Genomic DNA, 25,524 nt, shown 5'->3' on the forward strand with positions numbered 1-25,524 from the left:
GAGAGACCGACATGGCCGTTATCGAACTGAAAAATGTAAGAAAATCCTTTGGTGCATTGGACATCATCCGCGGGCTCGACCTACGGATTGAAGATGGCGAATTCGTCGTCTTCGTCGGCCCCTCCGGCAGCGGTAAATCAACCCTGCTGCGCCTCGTCGCCGGTCTGGAGGAGGTCACCTCCGGCCAAATCCTGATCGGCGGCGAGGATGTCACCGATCTCGGGCCGGCGGATCGGGCATTGTCCATGGTGTTCCAGTCCTATGCGCTTTATCCGCACAAGACCGTGCGGGCCAACATGGCGTTCGGCCTCGAAGTCGCCCGCACGCCGCGAGCCGAGATCGACCAGCGCGTTCAAGCCGCAGCCGCATCACTGCGGCTGGAGAACTATCTCGACCGCAAGCCGAAGGAGCTGTCGGGCGGCCAACGCCAGCGCGTTGCAATCGGCCGCGCCATCGTCCGCGATCCGGTGGCGTTTCTCTTCGACGAACCACTGTCCAACCTTGATGCCGCCCTGCGCGCGGAAATGCGCATCGAGATCGCCAGGCTGCACCAGCGCCTCGGCGCGACGATGATTTATGTCACCCACGACCAGGTCGAGGCGATGACGCTTGCCGACAAGATCGTCGTGCTCAAGGATGGCGAGATCCAGCAGATCGGCTCGCCGATCGAGCTCTATGAGAAACCCGCCAATCTCTTCGTCGCGCAGTTTCTTGGCTCGCCGAAGATGAATGTCTATGATGTGAAGCCGGTCGTTGAAGGGTTGAAAATCGCCTTCGGCGGTCTGGTGACACTATCCCCGGTACCTGCGGGCGTAGCAAAACTCGGCGCTCGCCCCGAGCATATTGCTGTTCAGGAGCCCGGAAGCGGCCATATCGATGGCAGGATCGACGTCGTCGAGCGGCTCGGCTCGGACACCTATGCCTATGTCGCACATGACGGCGGCGAGCTGACGACAGTCCGCCTGCCCGGCAATGTCCACCTCCGCGTCGGCCAACCGGTCAGCCTCGCACTCGATCTGGAACAGCTACATCTCTTCGATGAGGATAGCCGCTGCATTGCCTGAATGCGTTGGGATGTCCTTGCTTAAACTGCATCGGCGCATCAACGGCTGCTTCGCGGCTGGCCACGCCCGGCATCACCAGCCACCGTCGATCCCGATGTTCTGACCGGAAACCATATCGGACATGGGTGCCACGAGAAACAGCACCAGTTCGGCGATATCGGCGGGCTGGATGCGCGCCTTGATCGACTGGTTTTCGATAATCCAGTCATTGTACTGCTGCAGCCGGTCGCCGAAGACCCGCTCCTCGGCTTCCGACACCACGGCGCCCGGCGAGACGCAATTGACGCGCACGCCGTACGGCCCCAGCTCGCGCGCGAGCGATTTCGTCAGGCCATATATCGCTCCCTTCGATGCCACATAGGGCACATAGCCATCCCAGCGGCCATTGAGCGTCAGCGAACAAAAGTTGACGATCTTGCCGTAGCGCTTTTCCTTCATCCTCGGCGCGACGGCGCGCGTGAGTGCGAAGGCCGCGGAGGAATTGACCCGCAGCTGATCCTCGTACTCTTCGAGCGAAAATTCCTCGAAGGGCTTGTTGATGATGAGCGCCGCATTGTTGATGAGGATGTCGATACCCCCATGGGCCTCTGAAAGCTCCGCCACCCTCATCTCGCTTGACTGGAGATCGTTGAGATCCTGCTTGATGTAGAAAACCTCGCCGTGGCCGTCAGCGGCGATCTTCGAAGCCACAGCCTCGCCGGCATCGGGTTCGGCCCGGTCCAGCATGAGTACCTTGGCGCCGGCACGCGCCAACCGGCTCGCTTGAGCGCGTCCCAACGTCCCGAGCGCACCGGTCAGCAGAACCGTCTTTCCCGATAGTGTCGCCATTTGAGCCTCACAACAGTTCGTGAACTTCGTCGATCGAGGTTTCCGTAGTCGGCCGGTCGAAAACGATCTCGCCGCGCGCCATCGCCACGATCCGGTCGCACGACTGGAAGACGTGCTGCATATTGTGCGAGATGAAGATGCCGGTCAGGCCCTGCGCCTTCAGGCCGCGCACAAAGCCGATGACCTTGTTCGTCTCCTTCACCGAGAGGTGGTTGGTCGGTTCGTCGAGGATCAGCACCTTCGATTTGAAGTGCATTGCGCGGGCAATCGCCACGCCCTGCCGCTGACCACCCGAAAGCTCGCCCACCAGCGCATCCGGCGAGCGCAGGTGAAGATCGACGTCGGCGATTGCCTTGACGCTATCGTCGCGCATGCGCTTCTGGTCCATGATGCCGAAATTGCCGATCCGCCATTTCATCGGCTCGCGGCCAATAAACAGGTTGCGGGCGATCGACATGGTGGGAACCATGGAATTGTACTGATAGATCGTCTCCAGCCCGTGATGCATCGCATCCTTCGGCGAGCGGAAATTGACCTCCCGTCCCTCAATCAGGATCTGGCCGTCATCCTGGTGGTGAACGCCGGAGAGGATCTTGATCAGTGTCGACTTGCCGGCGCCGTTATCGCCGACCAGACCGACGGACTCGCCGGGATTGATGGTCAGCGACACGTTCTTCAGCGCATGGACGCCGCTATACCACTTCTGCAGATTGCGGCACTCGATGATCGGCTGGGTCATTTGTGCGCCTCCACCTTGATCTTGCGGGACATCTTGCCCATCCAGGCATTGGCGATGACGGCAAACATGGTGAGCATGCCGATCGCGAACTTGAACCAGTTGGCATCGACACGCGAGAGCACGAGGCCGTTGTCGATCGTGCGGATCAGCAGCGTACCGATGATTGCGCCGAACACCGTGCCGATACCGCCAGCCAGCGCCGTGCCGCCGATGACGGCAGCGGCGACCGCCTGCAACTCCAATCCTTCACCGATCGACGGCAGCGGCGAGCCAAGGCGCAGCACCTGCAGGAGGCCGGCAAAGCCCGCCAGCATCGAGCAGAGCATGAAGCAGACGATCTTCACGCGCCGAACGGGAATGCCCATCGATGCCGCCGCCTCGTTGAAGCCGCCGACTGCCCGTATCCAGTTGCCGAAATTGGTGAGGGACAGGAAGGCTGAGGCAAGAACTGCGATCAGCACGAACCACAGGAAGGACATGCGCAGGATCGCCCCCTGCCATATATAGTCTGTGAACAGCCAGGTCGGCAGATCGTCAGGCAGAAGCGGAGGGAAGCCGCCCGAGACAACGATGGTGAGAGAGCGAGCGATGAACAGCATCCCGAGCGTCGTAATGAAGCTCGGGATGGAGAACTGCAACGTGATATAGCCGTTGATAAGGCCGATGAATGCGCAGAGCACCAGTCCAAGCAACAGTGCCAGGCTGAACGGAATGCCATCATTCAGCATGACGGCCATCGACATCGGCATCAAAGCAAAGACCGACCCCACGGAAAGGTCGAATTCGCCGCAGATCATCAATATGGTGACGCCGATGGCAACCAGCGCCATTTCCGGAAGCAACCCCAGTATGCCACGGATATTTTCGAACGACAGGAATACGCCGTTCGACTTGATCTGGAACAGGACGATCAGGATAATCAGCAGAGCAAGCCCCGCCAGCTCCGGCTTGTCGAGATAGACTTTCAGAAACCGCTTCATAGGCGTCACACACTCATGGTTCGGCGTCCTATTCCGCAGAGCAAGACGCCGGTGGGTCGTTGGATGGTTCTGTTAACGCAAGCCGCGCTTCGACATTTCCATGATGACGGGCACATCCTTGGGGGTGACGATCCCCTGTCCGGTATCGATATCCGAGGGCGTCAGACCGGCCGTCTTCCAGAGATAGGCCTGCATGACCGGCATGAAGCCCTGCATATAGGGCTGCTGGTCAACCTGCACCTGCACGTAACCGGCGGTCATCTGCTGCAGCACTTCCGGCACGAGATCGAAACCGCCAAGCAACACCTTGCCGGGCGCAATACCCCGGTCTTTCAGCACCTTCGCAACGCCCGCATCCCAATAACCGGTGTCGAAATAGGCCGTCGTGTTGGGGTTGGCATTGAGGTAGGCGCCGATACGGTCGGCGGCAACTGCGAGGTCGGTCGCCGAGTCGATCCGCGCGATATTGACCTCGCGGTCCTTGTGCTCGGCCTTGTATTCCTCAAGGAATTTGGTGACACCGGCGGCGCGCTGTTCGGACCATGTCTGGCCGGGAGCGTTGACGCCGACCAACAGGTTGAGCGGTCCGTCCTTCGGGAAGTTCAGGGACTGCGCCTTGGCGAGCGAATAGCCGGCCGCGACGAAGCCCTGGCCGATGAAGGCCTTGCGGGCATTGCCCTTGGCGCCCTGGCTGTCATCGACATTGACGGCAAGCACGAGAATGCCGGCGTCGGTCGCTTCCTTGATCGCGGCGTCATAGGCCTTGTCATCGACGATAGCGACGAAGATCGCATCGGGCTTGGTGGCGATTGCGGCCTGTAGGTTGGCGACCGCCTGTTCGACGGAGCCTTCGGTCTGCGTCAGGACGAGCTGGCAATTGGCCTCGACGCGGGTGCAGGCATCGTCGAAGCCCTTCTTCACCGACTGCCAGAATGTGTTGGACGCCGAGGAATGGCTGATGAACGTGATATTCAGTCCCGCGGCAGAGGCGCTGGATACCATTAACGACAGGCCCAGCGCCGTGCCGGCGATCAATTTCTTAAACATGTGTTCCTCCCTGGTTTTATATTGATTTACGCTGCGATCACTCCGTGTCGTCGAACAGCTCCGCGCGCGAGCGGGCGATTTCAGGCAACGATGTCAGGATCTCGCGCAGATGCAGCCGGATCGCCTCCTCCGCGGCGACTTTGTCGCCCGCGGCAATCCCGTCGACTATTTTTTCATGCTGCTCGATCAACCGCCCGACATGCATGTCATCGACGGAGAGAAAGCGCACGCGGTCCATCTGCGCCTTGACGCTTTCTATCACGCTCCAGGCATAGGCCTTGCCGGCCGCCGCAGCGAGCGTGTGATGGAAGAGCTCGTCGAGCCTCAGGAATGCGGCGCGATCGTCATGCGGGACCTTCCTCTGCTCGGCGAGCTGCCGACGCAGTTCCGCTATGGTTTCCGGCGCATGACCTTCGGCCACCAGCCGGACGATATCGGCCTCGATCGCCTCACGCACGAAACGCACATCCATGACCGAAGCCACGGAAATCTTGGTGACGAAGGTACCGCGCTGCGGCAACACCTGCACCAGCCCCTCCTCCGAGAGCTTGATGAAAGCTTCGCGCACCGGCTGCCGGCTGACGGATAGGGACTTGGCGGCATCGGATTCCGACAGCCGCTCCCCCGGCAGAAGCTCGGCCTGGATGATCCGTTCACGCAGGATTCGATAGACCTGCGGGCCAACGGATTCGCTTATCGCGACCACCTTCGGGGATTTGGCGTTCTGCATGCGGCGACCTTCCTCCCAATGCCGGCCCAATGCGAATTATGTACTAACCTACTACCATACAAGTCAAGTATTTTTGCTGAGCTTATGCCTCGGCCTTTGCCATGCGGCGGGAAACACTGAACTTTTTATCGAGATCCTCGGCCAGTTCGACCCCATGACCCGGTCCCGGAGGGATGGTAATCATGCCATTGGTAACCGTCGGCAGTTGCGTCGTGAGATCGGCATACCAGGTGCGGTAATAGGCGCGCACGCTCTCCTGCACCAGCGCATTCGGCGCATTGAGCGACAGATGCGTCGACGCCGAAAGCACCACCGGCCCTGTGCAGTCATGCGGCGCCACCGGCAGATGCCAGGCTTCGGCCATGGTGGCGATCTTCTTTGCCTCGGAAATCCCGCCGCACCAGGAGAGGTCGAGCATGACGACGCCGGCGCTGTCGGTCTCCAATAGATCACGAAAGGCCCAACGGGTGGCCAGCGTCTCGGAGGCACATAGAGGTGCTGAGCTCGCGGCCGCATAACGCTTCAGACTGGAGAGCGAATCCATCTTGATCGGATCTTCGTGCCAGAACGTGGCATAGGGTTCGAGCGCCCGGGCAATCTGGATCGCCGGCGTCAATTGCCACATGGAGTGAAACTCGACCATGATGTCGATCTTGTCGCCAACCCGCTTGCGGATCTTCTCGAAAGGCTCGAGCGCCTTGCGCAGAGCAGGCCCGGAAATATACTGACCGGCGCTCGCCTCCGCGGCGATATCGAAAGGCCAGATCTTCATGGCCGTAATGCCTTCGGAGAGCAGGTCTTCGGCCAGTTCGTCGGCACGCTCAAGGAAACCGTTCAGGTCATCATAGTCTCGACGCGGACCGCCGATCCCGTAATTGCCCGTCTGCTGGCCGCTCGCGTCGCGCATATAGGTATTGCCCGCGCAGGTATTGTAGGTGCGGATTTCCCGGCGCGAAAAGCCACCCAGCAATTGCGCAATCGGCAGCTTCGTCGCCTTTCCGAACAGGTCCCAAAGGCCGATATCGATGGCCGAGTTGCCACGCATTTCGACACCTGTGGAGCGGAAACCGAGGTAGCCGGTCAGATCCTTGGAAATCTTGTCGATCTCCAGTGGATCGCGACCGAGCAGTTTCGGCGCCACGACCTCATGGATATAGGCCTCCACCGTTTCGGCCATGAAGAAGGTTTCGCCGAGCCCGACGAGCCCCTCATCCGTGTGGATCTGCACCCAGAGGATATTTGGGAACTCCTTGACGCGGATGGTTTCGAATGCAGTGATTTTCATCAGTAGACTCCCGCCGCCAGTAGCGCCTTCACCGTGAGATCGAAGTGCTCGACCATCGCCGCCTCGCCTCTGGCCGGGTCGCCATTGGCGATCGCTTGGGCGATGACGAAGTGGCCATCGATGCTTTCCTGCCGCGTTTCGTTGCTGGCTCGACTTGCCCAGCCGATCGGCCAGGTATGGCGCGTGACGACATGAAAGGAGCCGACGATCAGCGAAAACATCGGGTTTTTCGAAGCAACACCGATCGCCTCGTGAAAGGCGATGTCATGCTCCATGACTTTCTGCGGCTCGTTGAAATCGCGCTGCATCGCTTCCGCGAGCGCATAGATTTCTGCAGCTTCCCGATCCGTCCGGCGCAATGCGGCCAGCGCCACCGTGCGGCGCTCAATGGTCCGCCTGACGTCGAAGATTTGCTGGATGGTCGCCTGGTTCGTGTGAACCGCATGATCGGTAATCATTGCCAGAACGTCGGCTTTCGGAGCGGCCACCCGCGCCCGCCGCCCATTGCCGATATCGATCAGCGTCAGGGCTGCCAGTGAGCGATAGGCTTCGCGAACGATCGTTCGCGAAGCGCCGGTCAGCTCGGCAAAAGCGCCCTCGCTCGGCAGTTCATCGCCAACCTGGAGCCCGCTGTCGCGGATAAGGGCCTTCACGGCCTCCATCACGCCACCGAGCAGCCCTTCCGCCATACCCTGCCGATCCCCGGCTTCCTTTACGTCTGACAACGTCTCTATCAAGCTTCTCTCCAACCTATCATATAGGTTTAAGTTGAGCTTGATTTAGATTGCGCCTTGCCTATTGTCAATCCAAAGTTTCGAGAGGAATTGGGAGGACGCATGCAGGCCAGTGTTTTCTTCGAAGCGCTAGATATCGTCGGCGAAAGCATCATCTGGTCGGGTGACGAACACGCGCTCTATTGGGTCGATATCGGCGGCAAGCGCATTCATCGCCTGGAGGTGAAGACAGCGCGGCACGACACATGGCCGACGCCGGATTTTCCGACATCGATCGGCATGCGCAGGAGTGGCGGCTTCATCGTCGGCCTGACGCGCGAAGTCTGCCTCTGGCAACCAGATGGGAAATTCGGAGTCTTCGCCATACCGGAACCGGACATGCCGGCCAACCGGCTGAATGAGGGTCGCGTCGCGCCGGACGGCTCATTCTGGGTTTCGACGATGCAGAACAATCTCAATGCGGATGGGACGCCCAAGCAGATGGACACCAATACTGGTGCCGTCTATCGCATCGATCCATCGGGCACGATCACAAGACTTACTGCAAACGCATACGGCATCACCAACACTATGGCCTGGACCCGCGACAATCGCTTTCTTTTCGCCGACACGCTCGCCAATGAAATCTACTCATTCGCCTACGATCCGCAGGCAAAGACCATCTCCGATCGCCGTACCATCGTCAGCAGCTTCGAACGCGGTCTGCCCGACGGCTCCTGCATCGATGCGAACGATCATTTGTGGAACTGCCGCGTCGTCGGAGGCGCAGCCGTCGCACGGTTCAGCGCGGAAGGTGAACTCACCGATCTCGTCGAATTACCGGTTTCCTGGCCGACAAGCTGCACCTTTGGCGGCGACGACCTTTCGACGCTCTACGTGACCTCGGCCCGCTTCACCATGACGCCCGAGCATCTGTCGGCCCATCCGTTAGAGGGCAGCCTGCTGGCGATCAGCACCGGCTTTCGCGGCATCAAAGAGCCCAAATTCGGCTGTTGACATACTGGTATGGTAGAATGTTAATGGATAGTATTGCGTTGGAGGAGCTTCGTAAATGGAATTCGACGGCAAGAGCATCATTGTCACCGGCGGTAGCCTGGGGATGGGGCGCGCCTGCGCGGAGCGGTTTGCAAATGCCGGCGCACAGGTCCTTATCGTTTCCAACGACCGGAATTCACTCGACAAGGCCGTGAAGGAGATCGGCGGCAAGACGAGTGGCTGCGCCGGCGACGTCCGCAGTGTGCCCGACATGCGAGATGCCGTCGAGCAGGCTGTAGCGAGACATGGGGGCGTCGATATCCTCGTCTGCAGCGCCGGCATTCAGCGCTATGGCACGGTGGTCGACACGCCGGAGGACACCTGGGATGATGTGCTCGACATCAATCTGAAGGGCGTCTATCTCGCCTCGAAATTTGCTATCCCCGAAATGAAGAAGCGTGGCGGCGGCGCGATCATCGCCATTTCGTCGATACAGTCCTATGCGTCACAGACGAATGTCGCGGCCTATACCGCCAGCAAGGGCGGCATCAACGCACTCGTGAGGGCCATGGCGCTCGACCACGCCGCCGACAACATCACCGTCAATGCCGTCTGCCCCGCTTCGATCGATACGCCGATGCTGCGCTGGGCGGCAGACCGCTTCAAGGGTGACCTGACCCAGGACGAGATGATCGCCCAGTGGGGCAAGGGGCATCCCATCGGTCGCGTCGGCCGGCAGGAAGAGGTGGCGGATCTGGTCGCCTTCCTGGCCAGCGACAAGGCCCGTTTCATCACCGGCGCCGACATGAAGATCGATGGCGGCACCATGGCCAAGCTCGGCATTGTGCTACCCGATTGATCGATTGCTTTCATTCCCACGGAGATCTGCATGAAGCGGCCCAAAATCACCGACATCCGCGCGACAACCGTGACCGTGCCGCTCGACGCACCGTTGCGCCATTCCAACGGCGCGCATTGGGGCCGCTTCGTGCGCACGATCATCGAGGTCGAAACGGATGTCGGCATTGTCGGTCTCGGCGAGATGGGTGGAGGCGGCGAGAGTGCGGAAGCAGCGTTTCGTGCGTTGAAAACCTACCTCGTCGGGCATGATCCTTTCGAGCTCGAACAGCTGCGCTTCAAGATCTGCAATCCGACAGCTAGCCTCTACAACAATCGCACGCAGATGCATGCGGCGATCGAATTCGCCTGCATCGATATCATCGGCAAGTTTCTGGGTGTGCCCGCCTATGATGTGCTTGGCGGCAAGATGCGCGACGAGGTCGGCTTTGCGAGCTATCTCTTCTTCCGTTTACCCAACAAGGACACCGGCAAGGGCGAGATCCGCACCGCCGACCAGCTGATTGAACAGGCACTGGAGCTGAAGCGCAGTCACGGCTTCAAGGCGCATAAACTGAAGGGCGGCGTCTTCCCGCCGGATTATGAACTCGAAGTCTTTCGCACGCTCGCAAAGGCTGTTGGCACCGATTCCGTTCGCTACGATCCGAACGCGGCCTTCAGCGTCGAAGAGGCGATCCGCTTTGCTAGGGGAATCGAAGACCTTAACAACGACTACTACGAAGACCCGACCTGGGGCCTCAACGGCATGCGGCGCGTGCGGGAAAATACGCACATGCCGCTCGCCACCAACACGATCGTCATCAATTTCGAGCAACTCGCCACAAATGTGCTGAACCCGGCCGTCGACGTGATCCTGCTCGATACCACCTTCTGGGGCGGCATCCGGCCTTGCATCAAGGCGGCGGGCGTATGCGAGACGTTCCAGCTGGGGGTCGCGGTCCACTCCTCGGGAGAACTCGGCATTCAGCTCGCCACCATGCTGCATCTCGGCGCGGCCCTGCCGAACCTCGTCTATACCGCAGACGCACATTATCACCAGCTGACCGACGACATCATCGTCGGCGGGCCGATGAAATATGCCGACGGCGCGATCAAGGTGCCCACAGGTCCCGGCCTCGGCGTGGAGATAGACCGCGAAAAACTGGGAAGGTATTCGGATCTCTACAAATCGCTGGGCGGTTATCTCTACGATCGCGACCCCGCGCGTCCCGGCTGGTTCTCCACCGTGCCGAATGCGCGCTGGGCAGATCCGACGGATGATCGGATCGTGGACTATTGATTTCTGGTTGCCGGCCCTTCCACGCTGACGAGTTGCGTGCCGCAATCCAACGCAATTGTTGCAACGCTCCGCAAATCGATTAGTCTGCAAGCCAGCTATAAATGGCGGATGCAGATTTTCCATGCTGCGGAGACTTTGTCGCAGCGCCCAACTTCAGAGAGATCGATGGTCAGCCTCGGTGTTTTGACGACTTATATATTGGTGGTGCTTGGCCTCATGGTCATTCCCGGACCCGCCACGCTGCTCACTCTGGCCAGAGCCGTCAGCGGCGGCAAGCGCGCGGGCTTGGCAACCGGCGCCGGGATCGCCGCCGGCGATCTTTTCCATACGATGATGGCGACCTTCGGATTGTCGGCGTTGCTCGCCACATCCGCGCTGGCCTTCGAGATCGTCAAATATGCCGGTGTCATCTATCTAATCTATCTGGGCTTCAAGGCTTTCGTCGAGAAAAGCGGCAACATCGATCTACCGACCGCGCAGGCCATTACCCCCGTGCGCGCGTTCCGACAGGGGTTCTTCACCGAGATACTCAACCCAAAGACCGCGCTGTTCTTCCTGGCCTTCCTGCCGCAATTCATCCATCCCGAAAGCGGGTCCGTCATCGCGCAATTCGCGCTGCTTGGAGCCATTTTCGTGACCCTCAGCATCGGCGTGACCTCGCTTCTGGCAATCGGCGCCGGATCGATCGGTGGCTGGCTGCGCCGCAACCGCACCATCGGCCGATGGCAGGGAAAGGTCATCGGCTCGATCTACATGCTGTTGGGATTGAGGCTTGCGCTGCAGCAGCAGTGATCTTGCTTTACGGCGACAGGCCGGAGATCATCAGGCTGACTGCCGTTTGACGACTGAGAAGTTCATCTGCGAGCGAATGCGAAAGCCCATTGCTTCATAAAGCGCAATGGCCGGCGCGTTCGTGGTATAGGCGTGCAGATAGGCGGCTTCGCCCCGCGCCGCGATCTCACCGGCCACGAAACGGAAGAGCAGGGTGCCGAGGCCGCGCCCCTGAAAATCGGGATGGGTGCAGAGACCGCTGAGCTCGGCAAATCCCGTCTGGCGCATCCGCTGTCCAGCCATGGCAACAAGACGCCCGTCGATCTTTACACCCCAAAAGGAGCCGAGGCTCTGGGCGCGCAGCGTGAAGGGACCGGGTTTCGTAAGTGTGGCAAGGGCGAGCATATCCGCCGCATCTGCCTCCGTCAGCGGCTCGATCCGGCTGTCTGAGATCCGCCCGGACGGTCGCTCCGCCATCATCTGCACAAGCCTGGCATTGGAAAGGGTCGTCAATCCCTGAGGGACGATGATCGGTTCGGCTTCGACCAGCGCCATGACCTCGTCACCCACCGGCAGCTCTGCCAGAGCATCGAGGCTTTCGCCGGAATTGTCGGCGGGCGCGGCGAAAGGCACGATCGAGGGCGGATAACGCCGGGCATGCGCGTTGCCCTCCGCCAGAGAAGCATGGGCGGTTTCAAGCGCGCTCCAGATCGGGCGGTCGAGAATATGGCTCATCATTGTTGTTCCCTGGCAAGATCGCCGCGCCGCTTGAGAGGAGCTTCGGCAAGCCCGTCTTCGATGGCGGCCAGTTGTTGCAATATCGGCGCTGAAAGATCGCCACAAAGTTCGCGGACCGCCTGTTCTATGCGCGGCCAGACGGCTCTTTTCGAATAGTCGACGAGCTCCTGCCCCTTTGACGTCAGTGAAATCAGGCGGCGGCGCTGGTCTTCGGCCGAAGCCCGCATGTCGACATATCCCAATTCCAGAAGCTGCGAGATGGTGCGCGTCGCACCTGGCTGTGTGATGCCGACAGCCTGAGCAAGTTCGCCGATCGTCAGCGGGCCGGCGCAGTCGATGGCCGCCAGAAACGGATACTGGGCTGATTGCAGCGAGACGCCCAGCTCTTCCATGATCTGCTGCGTATCCGCCTGCAGGCGTTCGCCGATACGGCGGAATCGGCTGCCGAGGCAGAGGAAACCCAAGGACCTCACAATATCGTCAACCAAGTCGCACTCCGTGCGTTAAATTTGCATAACTAGTTATATAAAAGCTTATGTAATTTTGTCAACGGCTACTCTCCGCCGGGCGAACTTTGGGATATAAATCCATTGATTGCAGCCAGCGCCTCCCTTCCCGCCCATGCGTCCCGCTGCCATCCAAAACCGCACTAACGTTAGGGTCGTATTCTGTTCGAATCCGGTACGCAGCAGCAGGACGGCTTTCAAGAGAGGTGTCGCGGACACACGCCCCCGCACGCAAGATAGTCGCGGCGGCGGTGTCGACTTCCGGGACGAACAGATCAAGCTGAACTTTAATCAAGCTACTGAAATAGTTTCATAATATCGAAGAGCTATGAAACTGCCCGACATCACTTGAAGTTCAGTGCATGCGTATATTATTTCTTTAGAATTTTACATATTAACTGAATACTAATAAATGCCTTAACTTTCCAATTAATATTAGCTAACCATTACGCAAGCGGAGGTAATGGTTGTGCATGAAATTGGTACAGACTCTCAAAGATATTCAGAAAGAGCTTACTCAATCGAGGATGGCGTCCAAATGCCGGCTCCCAACGGCCTGGATGCTACCGGCGCACATCTTGTTTCCGAAGAACAGGTCTCAAACCAGGAGAGCCAAATGCAGCCGGCAGACGCGCCCGAACACCGAGCCGCCATTCCGACTCAAGACTATCCCCTTACGCTTCCAAGCATATTGATCGGCGGCTTGCCCATCACTGTCGTCAACCGGCGAAATGCCGCCTCCTTCATGATCCAAGTGGCGCGAAGACGCCGCCGCGACAGCCGGCCATACTATTTTACATCGGCCAATGGCGAGGTCGTCGCACGCGTTCATGCCGACGCCAATATCGCCAAACTCTTCCGGGAAGCCGATCAGATCCTGGCCGACGGCCAGCCGCTCGTCATGGCCTCGCGCTTGCTTTGCAGGGTGCAACTCCCCGAACGCGTGGCAACGACGGACCTCTTCCACGATGTGGCGGAACTTGCCGAAAGGGAGGGCATAAGCTTCTACCTCCTGGGCGCGACCGAGGCGGCAAACCACGAAGCCGTCGCCGCCGTGCAGGCACGTTATCCCGGCTTGCGCATCGCCGGGCATTGCCACGGCTATCTTGCCGGGGAAGCCCTGGAACAGAAGCTTGACGAGATCAACGCGCTTGCGCCCGACATATTGTGGATCGGTCTCGGCGTTCCCCACGAGCAGATCTTCGTGCACGATTTTGCCGCAAGACTTGCCAATGTCGGCATCATCAAGACATCGGGCGGGCTCTTCGACCATCTGGCCGAGAGGACGAAGAGAGCCCCCATCTGGGTCCAGAGAGCAGGCTTCGAATGGTTCTGGCGGATGCTGATGGAGCCACGCCGTCTGTTCTGGCGCTATCTCACGACCAATCCCTACGCCATCTACGCGATCCTGAGGTATTCGAAATGATGAACAGGCGATATCTCGAGCAGCCGACCGGAGAGACGGACACCGATATAGCCATCGTCGGCGGTGGGCTTTCCGGCACTCTGACCGCCTGCATGCTCGGTCGGGCAGGCTACCGGGTGAAGCTTATCGATCGCCATCGCGTCTTTCCGCAGGAATTCCGCGTCGAGACGATCGGCAGCGAAGAGATCGAAAAGCTGCAGAGGCTGCAATTGCTCGCGCCTTTGTCCAGCGCCGCCATACCCTTCGACGAAATCGTCAACATGCATAAGGGACGCGTATTGGACCGGACATATGGCCGCCACTATGGATTCTTCTACAATAGGCTCATCGCCGCAATGCGTGCGGCATTGCCGGAAACGGTAAACTTCATCGTCGGACAGGTCAGCGGTTTGCGAACGAGCGCGACGCAACAGCGGATTTCAATCCTCGGCCAGAACGAGGTGACTGCGCGACTGCTGGTGCTTGCAGCCGGGATGGGCGATATATTGCGCCGAGATCTCGAAATTTCGCAGCGATCGATCAGCAAAAGGCGCCCGCTCGCATTCGGCTTCAATCTCCGTCCCCTGCGGTCGAACAGATTTCGGCTTGCGGCGCTGACCTATCATGGTGACGGCGATGGCATCGACCATCTCAATCTGTTTCCGGTCCCCGGCGCGACGCGCGCCAACCTTTTCCTGTTCCGAGATCCGCGAGATCCCTGGGTCAAATCGCTGCATGACGATCCGAAGCAAGCGCTCATCGCCGCCTTCCCGTCCCTTGTCGATAACTTTGGCGACTTCGAAATCGCCAGCCGCATCGACAGCTGGCTCACCGACATTACTCTCGCCGACAATTGCCGGCAGGCTGGCGTCGTGCTGATCGGGGACGCCTATCTGACCTCGTGTCCGGCAACCGGACTCGGCGTCAGCCGGCTTCTGACCGAAGTCGAGCGTTTGTGCGCCGTTCACATTCCGCAATGGATGGCGGAGGCCTCGATCGACGGCGCCAGGATCGCTGCCTATTATGCCGATCCGGAAAAGCTCGAGATGGACGCCAACGTGCTGCGGACGGCCGATCATAATTTCAATCTGAGAGCCAGGAACGATTTAGGCTGGCGTCTGCGCCGCCAGTTCCATTTCATGCGCCGCCGCATACTGTCAGGCATCGAAAGCCTGAGCCCTGCTGTCGCAACGAAACTCGCCCCCCTCAAGACGATACGCGCCAGATCCGCCATCCAATCACCGGCGCTGAACCTGAAGTCGACGCCGCAGGCGTGAAACGTGCCGCGATCTCGCGCCGGCAGAACTCCGATAGCAGTTTGATCCTGCGGTCAGAAGCCGAAGATAACCAGCTCGGTGAATGTCAGGTCTCCGAGCGAGGGCGGCTTCGGGCCTTTGAAATATTTCGTCCCGCTCCCGGCAAAGTAACGACCGACAAGACCGGGCACGAGCCCATTCGCATCGACGACGCAAAGGACTATGCCTTTACGCAGGAGGTGGCGGCCAAGCGCCCCGGCGCACTGGCTGAGCTCCGCAGGCGTGCGGCAATAGATCACCTGACAACTCGGAACGAGGCCATGGAAGATGCGGCGTGTCTTGAACACGAAGGGAAATGCTTTGTCGCCGTCGACACAAATCAACGACAGGCATTCGAGCGCCGCATGCTTGAGAAGGATCTCTCTGTCGCCCTCGGAAAGCAGTGACATTTCGGGAAGATCGGGACGGGCCTCGAGCACGCGGCAAGTCTGTCTCGCCGCACTCAGCACCGGCAGGAAGGCGAGCTGCCCGTCGGCATAGCGGCGGAAGCCGAGCGCTTCGTTGACCTTGATGGTTCCCGGCGCCGGCGAGACGTTGATATAGGTTACGTTCTTTCGTCTCAGCGCCGCAATCACCATCTTGCCGGCAAAGGCGCGGTATTCCGGATCGACAGACCAGCTCGACAGATTGCAGCGCAGTTCTTCGCCTTCCAGTCCGTCATGCCGAAAGTAAAGCGCCAGCAGGACGCCGACAATGTGTCCGGACATATCCAGGACGAAGCCGTATTTCGGCAAATCGGGCACGAAAGGCCGCTTCTCCATGCGCGTGACGGCGCGCTCCCAATAGCCCCGATCGCGCGTCGGAAAATTTCTGCGGAGGCAATCGATGATGCCGTTCCAATCGCTCTCCTCGATCGATCGGCAAGTAAGTCCAGGAGGAAATGCGCCTAAAACTGCCATGATCAACTCCGCAATATTACCGAGATAGCAATGCATGCTTCACATTTTAGAAACATACTATATTTCTATTAATGAATATTTTCCGAGGCAGCATTCGCAGGCACTTTCCGATAGTCAGTGTCCATTCTACTGAACGGAAGATTAATCGCGTAATGGTGGCCGCGGCGGCGTGTGTTGACCCGCCTGACTGAGCACACCCCTCGAAATACCAAGCGAACGCCATCGCGTTCCAAAGGAAACACCGACAAGCAGAAGGCAAAAGCCGAGGGCGAGAGGCGAAAAGAACGCTTCCTCCTGCAATACCGCGTTGGACGTGATCGTGACGACCGCGACGAAAGCGAAGAGGAAATCCGGATCGCCCGTGGCGATCAGCTGCTTGCGAGCCGATAGGACAAGGGCCACCAGAAAGCCGAAGAAGACGAAGCTGCCCACGCCCATCTGATAAAGCATGACGCCGACCGCGCTTTCGACGGGAACGGAGGCGACGCCTTCGTCTTGCGCCCGGTCCCAATCCAGATTGAGACTTGTGCTCGAAAGATTGCCACCAATCCCCAAGCCCTGCCCGAGCGGATTGTGCATGAACTCGCGAACGCCTGCGATCAGGCCGAGAACATGATAGTCGCCATGCGTCACTCCGAAGAGGATCGCCGCGACCGTCCAGACGACGGCCAGCGCGACCACGGCCAGCAGCGTCAGCTCCGCGCGCGAGGGCCGATAGATCAGCCGCGCGCCGAGTGCCACCAGCAGCATGAACGTCGCGCCCTTGGAGCCGATGACGAGCAGCAGCGGCAACGCGGCGATGGGCAGCAGCCAGCGCCCCCTGAACAGAAGCCAGGCCGACATGATGCTGAGCCCATAAGCATAGCTGATGGGGTGGAAGTTCGGACCGCCATTGCGGAAGATCGGGGGAAACAGGTCACTGAGCAGCTTAGTGTTGAAGAATGTCGTCATCATCGTGTCTTCGATGCCGCGGAGCACGAAGCCGGTTTCCCTCAGCTTCTTTTCCCATACGCCCGCCTCGATCTGCGCTTTCAGGCCACGATGGATATAGAGATCGCCGTGAAACAGGCTGAGGAAATCCATCCGGAAGATCTGCTCCAGATAACCGTAGAGGATGGCAACCGCGCAGAGCCAAAGGATGCCCTTGCGCAGATCGATGGGGTAGAGACTGGCTGCAAGGATCGCGATGTGGAAACAGGCAAGCGGCGTGATCGTGTTGCGGAAATAGATGACGGCATCCTTCGGTCCGCCGTGGACGGCACCGAGTGCAAGGTAAAAGCTCACTATGCCGCAGATCACGAAGCTAAAGATCAACCAGGGTCGTAATTCGCTCAAAGCCCGAACACGATATTGAAAAGAGGCCATGACGAAGGCGACGAAGGCAGTCATCAGGATGACGAAGTTGGCGCCGCGCAGCGCGTCGAACGTGTTGTGGTCGGGCACGAAAGGGGTGAACCAGGCAACCACGAGGTTCTGATAGAGAAAGGAACAGGCGATGACGATCGGGATGCAGCCGGGCTGAGCGATCGACAGGACGAGCGTCAAGGCGAATGTTGCGGCAACCCCGAAAGGCGTCCAGACGGCGAATGCCGAGACGGAAGCGATGACCGCGAGAATGGCGATGCAAAGATGGAACATCGCATCCGAGCGCAGCCCGCTCAGACCTTCCGCCCCGAAGCCGGCGCGATTGCCCGTGACGCTCATCGCCAATCTCCATCCGTCCGCATCAGTTGTCGTTCCGCAACGCCGTGCTCCCGCGCATGTCAGCCTCCACCATGTCCGTCCAGAAGCGCGGCGATCATGGCACTGTCGAAACCCTCGGTGCTGCGTCTGGTCTCGATGATGCCGAAGCCCTGATCGAGTTCCCAATAGGCCCAGCCGACCTGGTTGGCTTCTGCCGCTTGCCGCACCGCCCGCACCCAGAACCTGCGGCTTTCGGCATCGACACAGAAGTTGAGCACGCCGAACTCATTCATCATCACCGGGCAGTCATGTGTCTCGGACCAGCGCCTGAGCCGCACGAATTCTGACGCGATCGCGGCTTCGGTCCAGGGCGTCGTCAATTGTTCCTCGATAAGGCTTGCCGCCTGTTCGTCGCCGCCGGCGCGCAGCTTCTCGATGCTTTCCTGCACGCGAGGCGTTTCGATGGTGGCCGGAAAGGGCAAATTCGAAATCCGCGCAAGCGGGGACGCATCCCAGGTCTCGCATTGATGGGTAAAAGCCGTCGGCGCGTAGAAGTGGATGGCCGCGATCTGATTGTCGTCGGCAAGAGGCGGCGTCTCGCCTATTTCCCATATGCCCTGAGAGGGTGACGGCCCCCAGACCAGCGTGTGGCTCGGGCATTTGGACCGCACGACCTCGGCAAGCCGATCCCGCAGCTGAAGCCACGCATCGCTTCGCATGGGCGGTTCATTCAAGAGCTCGGGATAGACGGATTCATTCGGCAGATTCGCGACAACGCTGCTCAACGCCGTCCAGGCTTCGGCCGCCCTTTGAGAACCGGCCGCGAAATCCTGACGGAGAGCTGCGTGAAGACTCTCCGAGGGATGCATATCCGCCAGCACCGAAAAACCCAGCCGGTTGAGGTCGGTCACGCCAGCCTCGATGCGACGGAGCTCGGCCGCACTGCCCGCCGATAGGAGGTCGCCATTGATCGGCAGCCGGATCGTCTCGAAACCCGATTGGCGAAGCTTTTCGAGCACCGGCTCGCTTGGTGCCACTCCATCGCTTCGATCGAACCATCCCGGCAGGTTGATGCCGCGGGAGGGCACGGCGCGCTTGACCGCCGCACGCGCCGCGCCGGCATCAGGAAGAGCCGCCAGAATGGAGCCGCCTGCCAGCTTGAGAGCGCTTCGGCGTGATATCATCGTCGATCGCAAGCCGCGTCCCACGATCATCCCCTCGCAGAGATTCGGCCGCCCTGCTCTCCCTCGCCAGCCGATCGGATCGGCCGTAGCAGCTGGCTTCGGCGTGTCTCCATATGCTCCGGCGCAATTACGAGCGTGGCGCTGCGCCCGATCTGGTCGGCATCGAGGCGCTGGCGAAGCATATTGGCGACCTCCGCCGTCTCCTCCGCAGGGCTGAGTGCAAAGAGCATGAGGTCCGCTTCGGCAAAAAGCACCGGGTCCCAGCTGCCGTCGACGATGGAAGGTCCCATCAGAAGGACGAAATCGAAGGCGCCGGCACTGGCCAATATATCGTCGAGGTTGAGGCGTACCGGCGGCTCCGTGTCCTGCACCGCAGGCTTGTCGTAGACGACGGTCTTCAAACCACTCGCACCGCTGACGAAGACACCGTTGCCGCTGTGCGCCGATGCTCCCGGGCCTGACTGCTCGCCGAACTCGACCACGAGCACATTCTGTTCGGCCTGCTGAAGGCCTATGCCGACCATCGCCCCCGCAAGTCTCGCCGCAAGCGGCGTATGAAGCGAGGAGATCAGCAGCACATAAGGCTTCGGATGCTCGGTCAGATGCAGAATGATGCGCCGCATGAGTTGCAGCACATCCCGCGAAAAGGCTTCGTTTCCGGCCTGGAAAAAGCGTCGCCGCATCGCGCGGATGCTTAGATAGGCACCTGCGCCCGATACGCCCGGCAACCGGTACTCTCCGAGATTGACTGGCGCTGGCTCTGATTTTGCAATCTCCCTCAAGGCGCCCTTATGAAGCTCGACGTCGAGGAGACTGCTCCGTAGCGGGGTCTTCGGGTCCGTTTCCGGTCGATCTTTAGGCCCACGCACCAAGGCAAGGCCGCAGCCGATGATAAGACCCAGCGCCGCGCTGACAGGCAACAGCAGCAGCGGCTTCGGCCAGGTCGGCTGCACGGGTGGGGCTGCGGCGCTGATTACCCGCGCCTCCTGCAGCTGCAGACCCTGCATCTGCGATGTCTCCTCGGCGCGCTTCAGGAAGTCGTCGAGCACGGCACGCGCTGCCTTCGTCTTGGCCTCGAGCTGCCGCAATTGCACCTGTGCGGCATCCGAGCTTTCAAGCCTTTGACGGAGATCGTCGAGCTTTGTCTGCAGCGCCGCGACATTCTGCGCGGCGAGATCGGACTTTGCCTTCAACTCCCGCGTGATCCGCTGTGCCTCGACGGCCATGAGGCCCTGCATGCCGTCCAGCTCGGAGCGCAGCCTTTTGATGATCGGATGGCGCGGCTGGTACATGGCTTCGTAGTTGGCAAGATCCGCAGCCCGCTGATTGTAGTTCTCGCGGAGTTTTACCGTGGCTTCGGAGGAGAGGATTTCCGAGAGCTTGGCAAGTCCGGCCGGCGAGGTGCCTGCGGCGACCGCCTGGGCATATTTATCCTTGGCCTGATCGGCATCGCTTCGCGCGCCGATCAACTGATCCGTAAGTTTGTCGATTTGGGACTGCAGCGTGCCGCCGGCGGAGGCATCCAGGATCTGATGCGAGACCTTGAAATCCCCAACTTCCTGTTCAGCGTCGCTGACGTTCTTCTGAAGATTGCCGATCCTGCTGGCAAGCAGAGAGTTGACGTCGCTGTTTGCAGTCTCCCGCTCGCCTGAAAGACCGGCCTTGTACCGGTCGACGATGGCATTGGCGATCCGCGCGGCCTTGTCGGAATACCGGGACAGGAAACTGACGTCGATGACGTAGGTAAGCCCGGCGCGCTCCACGGTGACGGCGCGCTGAAAATTCTTGAAGGTCGAATCCTTCGTGGGATGAGCGGCCAGGCCGACACGCGACAGGAGGCCGCCGTTCGAAAATTCGGAATCGCTCTCGATGTTCTCGCTCTCAAAGACCTTCATCAGCAGGTCACGCGATTCGATGACGAAGACCTGGCTGGCGATGGCGGCGCTGTCGCTGCCGATACCGGGCAGAACATTGTTGAGATTCGTCGCGCGCGGATCGCGCGGATCGATCATGATCGAAGCAGTCGCGGTATAGCTCGGCTTTGCCACGGCAAGGTAAGCGAGCGTCAATAGAAGCACGACGCAGGTGCTCGCCAGCACCGTCAGCCAACGTTGCCACAGGATCGTCCACACGGCACTGACATCGAACAGCGGCGGAAGCGAGCGCTCGTCAATGTTAAACGGCTTCATCCAGTTCCTCTCCGCGACCGCGGGTCTCCGGCTCATCGCACATCACTAAATTCAGTATTAGTGAATAACGTTAATCATCCGTTGAATTTACACCGGAGCGTGTGATCGACTTGAGACACCGCAAGTAACCATGTTGCGACTTCGTTCTGGCGCGATCATCAGTATTTACGATATTAGATATACATTCTATTTCAGCTATTACCGGCCATTCGGCCGACTGCAACCAACACAGGATCAGGGCGTTGAGTGAGAAAGCTGGCAGCTGCGACACTATATCGGCCGAAGCGCCCTCTCCTGCGAGCAACCTGCGCTTGTCGATCGGCGCGCTTGCGAAAAGCGGTGCTGTTGCGGGCGCCATCAAGCTTGCCAGTGCCGGCCTGTCATTCCTGATGTTCGTCGCTGTCGCCATGACGACCGATGAGCGGCAGTTCGGTCTTTACAGCGCCGCCTATGCCGGAGCGAGCCTGGTCTCCTTCTTCGCCATCGTCGGCCAACAGAGCGCGGTGCTCAGGTTCTGGCCCCAATATGCCGGCAACGACGATCTGAATTCGGCAAACGGCATGATGGCCCGCTCCATTCTTGTTGCACTCGCCGGGCTTGCGAGCTTCAGCCTGCTCATTCTCATCATCGGCTTCTTGCCATTCGCGGGAACCCGCACGCCAGAATGGCTCTCGATCTGCGTGGCGACCATGGTATTGGCTTTCGCGCTCGGCTGGTCGGAATTCGTCGCTTGCGCCCTTCGCGCCAAGAATGCGCTGATATTCGCGCTGCTGCCGCGCGATGTCCTATGGCGGGCAGTGGCAATCCCGGTCTTCATCCTTGCCCATTTCATGCAGATGAAGATGAGCGCGGTTGCCGCAACCTATCTGACGGCCGGATTGCTGCTTCTGATGATCGCGCCGCAAACGATCGTGCTTTTTCGCGACACGATCCGCGCCCGGCGCGGCCCGCTTACGAAGGAACAGAAGGATGAATTCAAGAGCGTGACGTTCGGGCTCTGGGGCGTCACGGCGCTACCGCCGGCGCTCAGTCAGGCGAGCACCTTGCTTGTCGCGGCCATTCTCGGCCCGGAGGCAGCGGGTGCGATCTTCGTGGCGGATCGAACGATGCGGCTGGTCGTCCTGGCTCTCAACGGCATCAATCAGGCGCTCGCACCGCAGATCTCCGCCGCCTTCTACACCGGAGACAAGGCGCATGTGCAGCGTATCACCAGTCTGGCAGCCCTGGGTGGCTTCATCATCGCCTTGTGCGTGCTGGTATCGTTCCTGATCTTCGGCGACCTGATCCTGTCGATCTTCAATCATGCCTATGCGACGCCGACGATGCAGGTGACGCTGATCATCTTCGGCATCGGCGCGACCGTGGGCACCGCCTGCGGGCCGACTGAAATCCTCATGCAGCTGACAGGCCTCCAGCACGCACTTTTCAAGCTGCTTGTTATCGTCAACACGTTCGGGCTCTGTGCGACGGCTGTGCTCACCTTTTGGCTCGGGCCGATCGGCGCGGCGCTCGCCATTGCCGGCACGATCATCGTATGGTGCGTCACCGCCGTGTTCATCGCGCGCCGCACCATCGGCATCAACCCATCGATCCTCGGCTTTCTTTCCGGCGAAGATGCCCTTGCCGCCCGCTCCTTCCTGAAAGGCCGCTCATGAAAATCGTCCAGGTACAGACCCAGGCGGAAGCAGCCGGAGCACAGCGGATTTCGGATATGATCGGCGAGGGCCTGCGCGCCCGCGGCCATGAGGTGCGCACCGTCTTCATGTACAGGAAGACCGATGTCTACGACTGCGATCCCCATGCGGACTTCATCCTTGCCGAGCCGCCGCGCAGCTTGCTCGGCCAGATGCGGGCCGCCGCCCGGCTTGCCGGTTACCTGCGCAATGCTCGGCCGGATGCGGTCATCACCTTCCAGCACTACGGCAATATTTTCGGTACCATCGGCGCGCGGCTCGCTGGCGCGAACCTCATCATCGCAAACCAGAGCGGTGCGCCGCAGACCAAAGGCGTCAGGGGAGTTCTCAGCCAGATCGACAAGCTGATGGGCACCTTTGGCGCCTATCATGTCAATGTCGTCAATTCGAGCTGGACGGAAGCGCAGTTCGACACTTTTCCGAGAGCCTATCGCCGCCGGACCTCGCGCATCGACCATGGCGTCCCAGCACCGGCAATCGCTTTCGACAAGGCAGCTGCGCGCGCTGCCTTCGGCCTTCCGCAGCAGGCGTGGATTGCCGTTTCCTCCGGCCGCATGGCTCCTTCCAAAAACCAGATCGCACTCGTCGGCGCCCTCGTCCATCGGCCCGACATTCATATCGCCATCGCCGGCACCGGGCCTGAACGGGATGCGATCGCCGCATTCGCTGAGGCCAATGGCGTCACGGAGAGGCTGCATCTCGTCGGCGAAGTCCCCCCTTCGCGCATCTTCGAGTTCCTCGCGGCGGGAGATGCCTATGCCTTTGCCTCACTGACGGAAACTTTCGGCCTTGCCGCAGTCGAAGCGGCTATTTCCGGCCTGCCGGTGGTCACGAGCAAGCTGGATGTCCTACGGGAAGTGTTGACGACGGATGATGGCGAGGCAGCCGCGCTCTTCGTCGACGCCGATGCGAAGGGTATGGCGGAGGGCCTTGCCGAACTCATTGCCCGGCCGGAGCTTGCAGCCCGGCTTGCCGCAGCCGGGCGACAGCTGAAGGAACAATATTCACCGGCGCGCATGTGTGCCGGTTACGAAGCGTTGCTTCTGTCGCGCTCACTTCCGAACGGCTGCAATCCCGTCGATAACCTCCAGTCGGCCTGAACGATTGAGCGTATGGATTTTCGGATAGGGCCAATCGCCATGGGCCGAGATCGGTCGGGGCGCCGATAGCCGAACCGTGTTTTCATCCAGCTCCAGCAATTGCAAGATGCCGAGCCCGCCGCCATAGCCAAGCGTTCCGTCCTGAACCGGCAGAAGGATGCGACCGTCCGCATCGCGGGTGAAAGCACCGCCGGGGCGCGCCATGCGCCGATCGATGAGGACGGGGTTCAGTATATGCGGTTTCCAGGGGCCGGTTAGACGAGGTGCGTGGAAGACCACGAGCATATCGGATGTGCTGCCATAGCCATCACGATTGGTAGCAAACAGCCACAGCTGTCCGCCGTGATCGAGCAGGGTGGCGTCGGAAATCTCGCTCTCGATGAGTACGGCTTCCGGAACCCAGCGATCCGGAAACGCCGCGCAGCGATAGAGGACGAGCTTTCCGCCCGAGCTGGCTTCGGGGAGCATCCAGATCGCACCATCGCGCTCGAAAACCTGCGGATAGGAGAGATGATAAGGCTCCTCCAGCACACATCGCGGCTCTTGAGGCATCCCGGCGGCATCGAACGGCACGACGGAGATGACCGCCTTGCCTGTCGCATGCCGATAGTCTTCCACGAACAGGAAGGAGCGATCCTGCCAATGAAATGGAAAGGGATCGGCATAGAAGCGATCTCCGAGGTCCGGCAGGACTGACCAGCCGTCGCCAAGTTCGCAGGTGTTCGCCACGCCCGACCCATCCGTGAAGCGATAGCCGACGCGCCAATGCGCATGGCGAAAGCGCGCGCGCCGCATCGCCTCTCGGCCCAGGCGCGGCAACGCGCTGGTCAGATAAGAGGATGCGAACTTCACCGTTCCACCGATTGAACTCTCGGGTGCCGTCAGCACCTGTTCGTTCATAGGGAGCCGATTTTCGGCAAATGCGCGAACCGCGGAAATGACGAGCGTGATCGTGCGCGCAAACACATCCTCGACGCCGAGCGCTGCAGCCTCCCGCCGATCGATCATCGGCCAAGCGCGATCTATGACCGTGTTGCCGTCCAGAACGACTTCGACGACCGGCAGGTTGCCGGCGGCGACCGAGGTTGGGACCGCTAGATCCGAGCGAAATCCATCGAAGCGAAGGGCAATGGTCGGAACAGACGCTGATGCGGCGTATCCTGTGAGATCCAGACGAAGCACCGCAGACCTGTTGCGGAAGCCTGCGGGGATTCCCGGCAAAGGAGCTGCGAGCGCGGGATCGTGCCGACGAAAAATCTTTCGCTCGAAAGCCAAAACCGCGTTGATTGCTCCCGGCCATGTGGCGATCTCGGGTTCATGCTGGACGGCGATATCGTGTCCGTCCATTTGCAGGCGCCTGATCACGATCTCCTGCCAACGACGAGGAGCCGATTTTGGGACGACAATGTCGATCGATGGCATGGCGCTTCCCATCTGCAGCGGCATCATGCCAGCCTTCCGAAATCAGAAACGTTATGCTTATTCGAGAAAGCTTACTTTCGCGTTATCCTTGAGTTGTA

The 25,524-nt window shown here is 60.2% G+C and carries 23 protein-coding genes; 9 read left to right on the plus strand and 14 right to left on the minus strand.

Going from position 1 to position 25,524, the window contains the following annotated elements:
• Window positions 1-11: 11 nt before the first annotated feature.
• Window positions 12-1,064 (plus strand): ABC transporter ATP-binding protein, encoded by a 1,053-nt coding sequence (locus ACIQWP_RS00305; RefSeq protein ID WP_402780605.1) that lies wholly within the window; start codon window positions 12-14, stop codon window positions 1,062-1,064.
• A 72-nt stretch (window positions 1,065-1,136) separates the two neighbouring features.
• Here ACIQWP_RS00305 and ACIQWP_RS00310 read toward each other — a convergent pair whose 3' ends face one another.
• From ACIQWP_RS00310 to ACIQWP_RS00340, 7 genes are all read right to left on the minus strand, one after another.
• Window positions 1,137-1,892, minus strand: coding sequence for an SDR family oxidoreductase (locus ACIQWP_RS00310; protein WP_402780608.1), 756 nt, complete (start codon window positions 1,890-1,892; stop codon window positions 1,137-1,139).
• 7 nt (window positions 1,893-1,899) lie between these two features.
• Complete coding sequence (locus tag ACIQWP_RS00315; protein WP_402780611.1) at window positions 1,900-2,631, minus strand: ATP-binding cassette domain-containing protein; 732 nt, start codon at window positions 2,629-2,631, stop codon at window positions 1,900-1,902.
• Window positions 2,628-3,611 carry an ABC transporter permease gene (locus ACIQWP_RS00320; RefSeq protein WP_402780614.1) on the minus strand — a complete coding sequence of 328 codons (984 nt, stop codon included), beginning with the start codon at window positions 3,609-3,611 and terminating at the stop codon, window positions 2,628-2,630. Before ACIQWP_RS00320 ends, ACIQWP_RS00315 begins: the two co-directional genes overlap by 4 nt.
• Window positions 3,612-3,683: 72 nt before the next feature.
• Window positions 3,684-4,658 carry a sugar ABC transporter substrate-binding protein gene (locus tag ACIQWP_RS00325; RefSeq protein WP_402780617.1) on the minus strand — a complete coding sequence of 325 codons (975 nt, stop codon included), beginning with the start codon at window positions 4,656-4,658 and terminating at the stop codon, window positions 3,684-3,686.
• A gap of 37 nt (window positions 4,659-4,695) precedes the next feature.
• Window positions 4,696-5,388 carry a GntR family transcriptional regulator gene (locus ACIQWP_RS00330; protein WP_402780620.1) on the minus strand — a complete coding sequence of 231 codons (693 nt, stop codon included), beginning with the start codon at window positions 5,386-5,388 and terminating at the stop codon, window positions 4,696-4,698.
• Between the two features lie 82 nt (window positions 5,389-5,470).
• A complete protein-coding gene (locus ACIQWP_RS00335; protein WP_402780623.1) occupies window positions 5,471-6,673 on the minus strand; it encodes a mandelate racemase/muconate lactonizing enzyme family protein in 1,203 nt (400 codons plus the stop codon).
• On the minus strand, window positions 6,673-7,335 hold the full coding sequence (locus ACIQWP_RS00340) for a FadR/GntR family transcriptional regulator (RefSeq protein ID WP_402782671.1): 663 nt from the start codon (window positions 7,333-7,335) through the stop codon (window positions 6,673-6,675). The genes ACIQWP_RS00335 and ACIQWP_RS00340 overlap by 1 nt, the downstream gene beginning before the upstream one ends.
• A gap of 174 nt (window positions 7,336-7,509) precedes the next feature.
• Here ACIQWP_RS00340 and ACIQWP_RS00345 point away from each other — a divergent pair, with 174 nt between their 5' ends.
• From ACIQWP_RS00345 to ACIQWP_RS00360, 4 genes are all read left to right on the plus strand, one after another.
• Window positions 7,510-8,403, plus strand: coding sequence for an SMP-30/gluconolactonase/LRE family protein (locus tag ACIQWP_RS00345; protein ID WP_402780626.1), 894 nt, complete (start codon window positions 7,510-7,512; stop codon window positions 8,401-8,403).
• Between the two features lie 55 nt (window positions 8,404-8,458).
• Window positions 8,459-9,241: an SDR family NAD(P)-dependent oxidoreductase gene (locus tag ACIQWP_RS00350; RefSeq protein WP_402780629.1), complete on the plus strand. Its 783-nt coding sequence runs from the start codon at window positions 8,459-8,461 to the stop codon at window positions 9,239-9,241.
• Window positions 9,242-9,271: 30 nt separating this feature from the next.
• Window positions 9,272-10,519, plus strand: coding sequence for an enolase C-terminal domain-like protein (locus ACIQWP_RS00355; RefSeq protein ID WP_402780631.1), 1,248 nt, complete (start codon window positions 9,272-9,274; stop codon window positions 10,517-10,519).
• A 165-nt stretch (window positions 10,520-10,684) separates the two neighbouring features.
• A complete protein-coding gene (locus ACIQWP_RS00360) occupies window positions 10,685-11,311 on the plus strand; it encodes a LysE family translocator (protein WP_402780634.1) in 627 nt (208 codons plus the stop codon).
• A gap of 30 nt (window positions 11,312-11,341) precedes the next feature.
• Here the strand turns inward: ACIQWP_RS00360 and ACIQWP_RS00365 are convergent, their stop codons facing one another.
• Together ACIQWP_RS00365 and ACIQWP_RS00370 are read right to left on the minus strand one after the other, a co-directional pair.
• Entirely contained in the window at window positions 11,342-12,025 is a 684-nt protein-coding gene (locus ACIQWP_RS00365; RefSeq protein ID WP_402780637.1) for a GNAT family N-acetyltransferase, read from the minus strand.
• A complete protein-coding gene (locus ACIQWP_RS00370) occupies window positions 12,025-12,516 on the minus strand; it encodes a MarR family winged helix-turn-helix transcriptional regulator (protein WP_402780640.1) in 492 nt (163 codons plus the stop codon). Before ACIQWP_RS00370 ends, ACIQWP_RS00365 begins: the two co-directional genes overlap by 1 nt.
• 634 nt (window positions 12,517-13,150) lie before the next feature.
• Here ACIQWP_RS00370 and ACIQWP_RS00375 point away from each other — a divergent pair.
• Both ACIQWP_RS00375 and ACIQWP_RS00380 read left to right on the plus strand, forming a co-directional pair.
• On the plus strand, window positions 13,151-13,960 hold the full coding sequence (locus ACIQWP_RS00375; RefSeq protein ID WP_402780643.1) for a WecB/TagA/CpsF family glycosyltransferase: 810 nt from the start codon (window positions 13,151-13,153) through the stop codon (window positions 13,958-13,960).
• Window positions 13,957-15,216 (plus strand): FAD-dependent oxidoreductase, encoded by a 1,260-nt coding sequence (locus ACIQWP_RS00380; protein ID WP_402780646.1) that lies wholly within the window; start codon window positions 13,957-13,959, stop codon window positions 15,214-15,216. The genes ACIQWP_RS00375 and ACIQWP_RS00380 overlap by 4 nt, the downstream gene beginning before the upstream one ends.
• 53 nt (window positions 15,217-15,269) lie before the next feature.
• Here the strand turns inward: ACIQWP_RS00380 and ACIQWP_RS00385 are convergent, their stop codons facing one another.
• The 4 genes from ACIQWP_RS00385 to ACIQWP_RS00400 form a co-directional block, all read right to left on the minus strand.
• On the minus strand, window positions 15,270-16,154 hold the full coding sequence (locus ACIQWP_RS00385; RefSeq protein ID WP_402780649.1) for a hypothetical protein: 885 nt from the start codon (window positions 16,152-16,154) through the stop codon (window positions 15,270-15,272).
• 141 nt (window positions 16,155-16,295) lie between these two features.
• Entirely contained in the window at window positions 16,296-17,858 is a 1,563-nt protein-coding gene (locus ACIQWP_RS00390) for a hypothetical protein (protein ID WP_402780652.1), read from the minus strand.
• Between the two features lie 59 nt (window positions 17,859-17,917).
• Window positions 17,918-19,045: a glycoside hydrolase family 5 protein gene (locus tag ACIQWP_RS00395; RefSeq protein WP_402780655.1), complete on the minus strand. Its 1,128-nt coding sequence runs from the start codon at window positions 19,043-19,045 to the stop codon at window positions 17,918-17,920.
• Window positions 19,046-19,047: 2 nt separating this feature from the next.
• Entirely contained in the window at window positions 19,048-21,210 is a 2,163-nt protein-coding gene (locus ACIQWP_RS00400) for a GumC family protein (protein WP_402780658.1), read from the minus strand.
• A 242-nt stretch (window positions 21,211-21,452) separates the two neighbouring features.
• On the opposite strand from ACIQWP_RS00400, the gene ACIQWP_RS00405 reads away from it, so the two are divergent.
• Both ACIQWP_RS00405 and ACIQWP_RS00410 read left to right on the plus strand, forming a co-directional pair.
• A complete protein-coding gene (locus ACIQWP_RS00405) occupies window positions 21,453-22,865 on the plus strand; it encodes a lipopolysaccharide biosynthesis protein (RefSeq protein WP_402780661.1) in 1,413 nt (470 codons plus the stop codon).
• Window positions 22,862-24,004 (plus strand): glycosyltransferase family 4 protein, encoded by a 1,143-nt coding sequence (locus ACIQWP_RS00410; protein ID WP_402780664.1) that lies wholly within the window; start codon window positions 22,862-22,864, stop codon window positions 24,002-24,004. Before ACIQWP_RS00405 ends, ACIQWP_RS00410 begins: the two co-directional genes overlap by 4 nt.
• On the opposite strand, the gene ACIQWP_RS00415 is transcribed toward ACIQWP_RS00410, so the two are convergent.
• Entirely contained in the window at window positions 23,957-25,453 is a 1,497-nt protein-coding gene (locus ACIQWP_RS00415; protein WP_402780667.1) for a hypothetical protein, read from the minus strand. The genes ACIQWP_RS00410 and ACIQWP_RS00415 overlap by 48 nt on opposite strands.
• Window positions 25,454-25,524 lie beyond the last annotated feature (71 nt).

This window comes from Rhizobium sp. NPDC090279, from assembly GCF_044769665.1.
Lineage (GTDB): Bacteria > Pseudomonadota > Alphaproteobacteria > Rhizobiales > Rhizobiaceae > Rhizobium.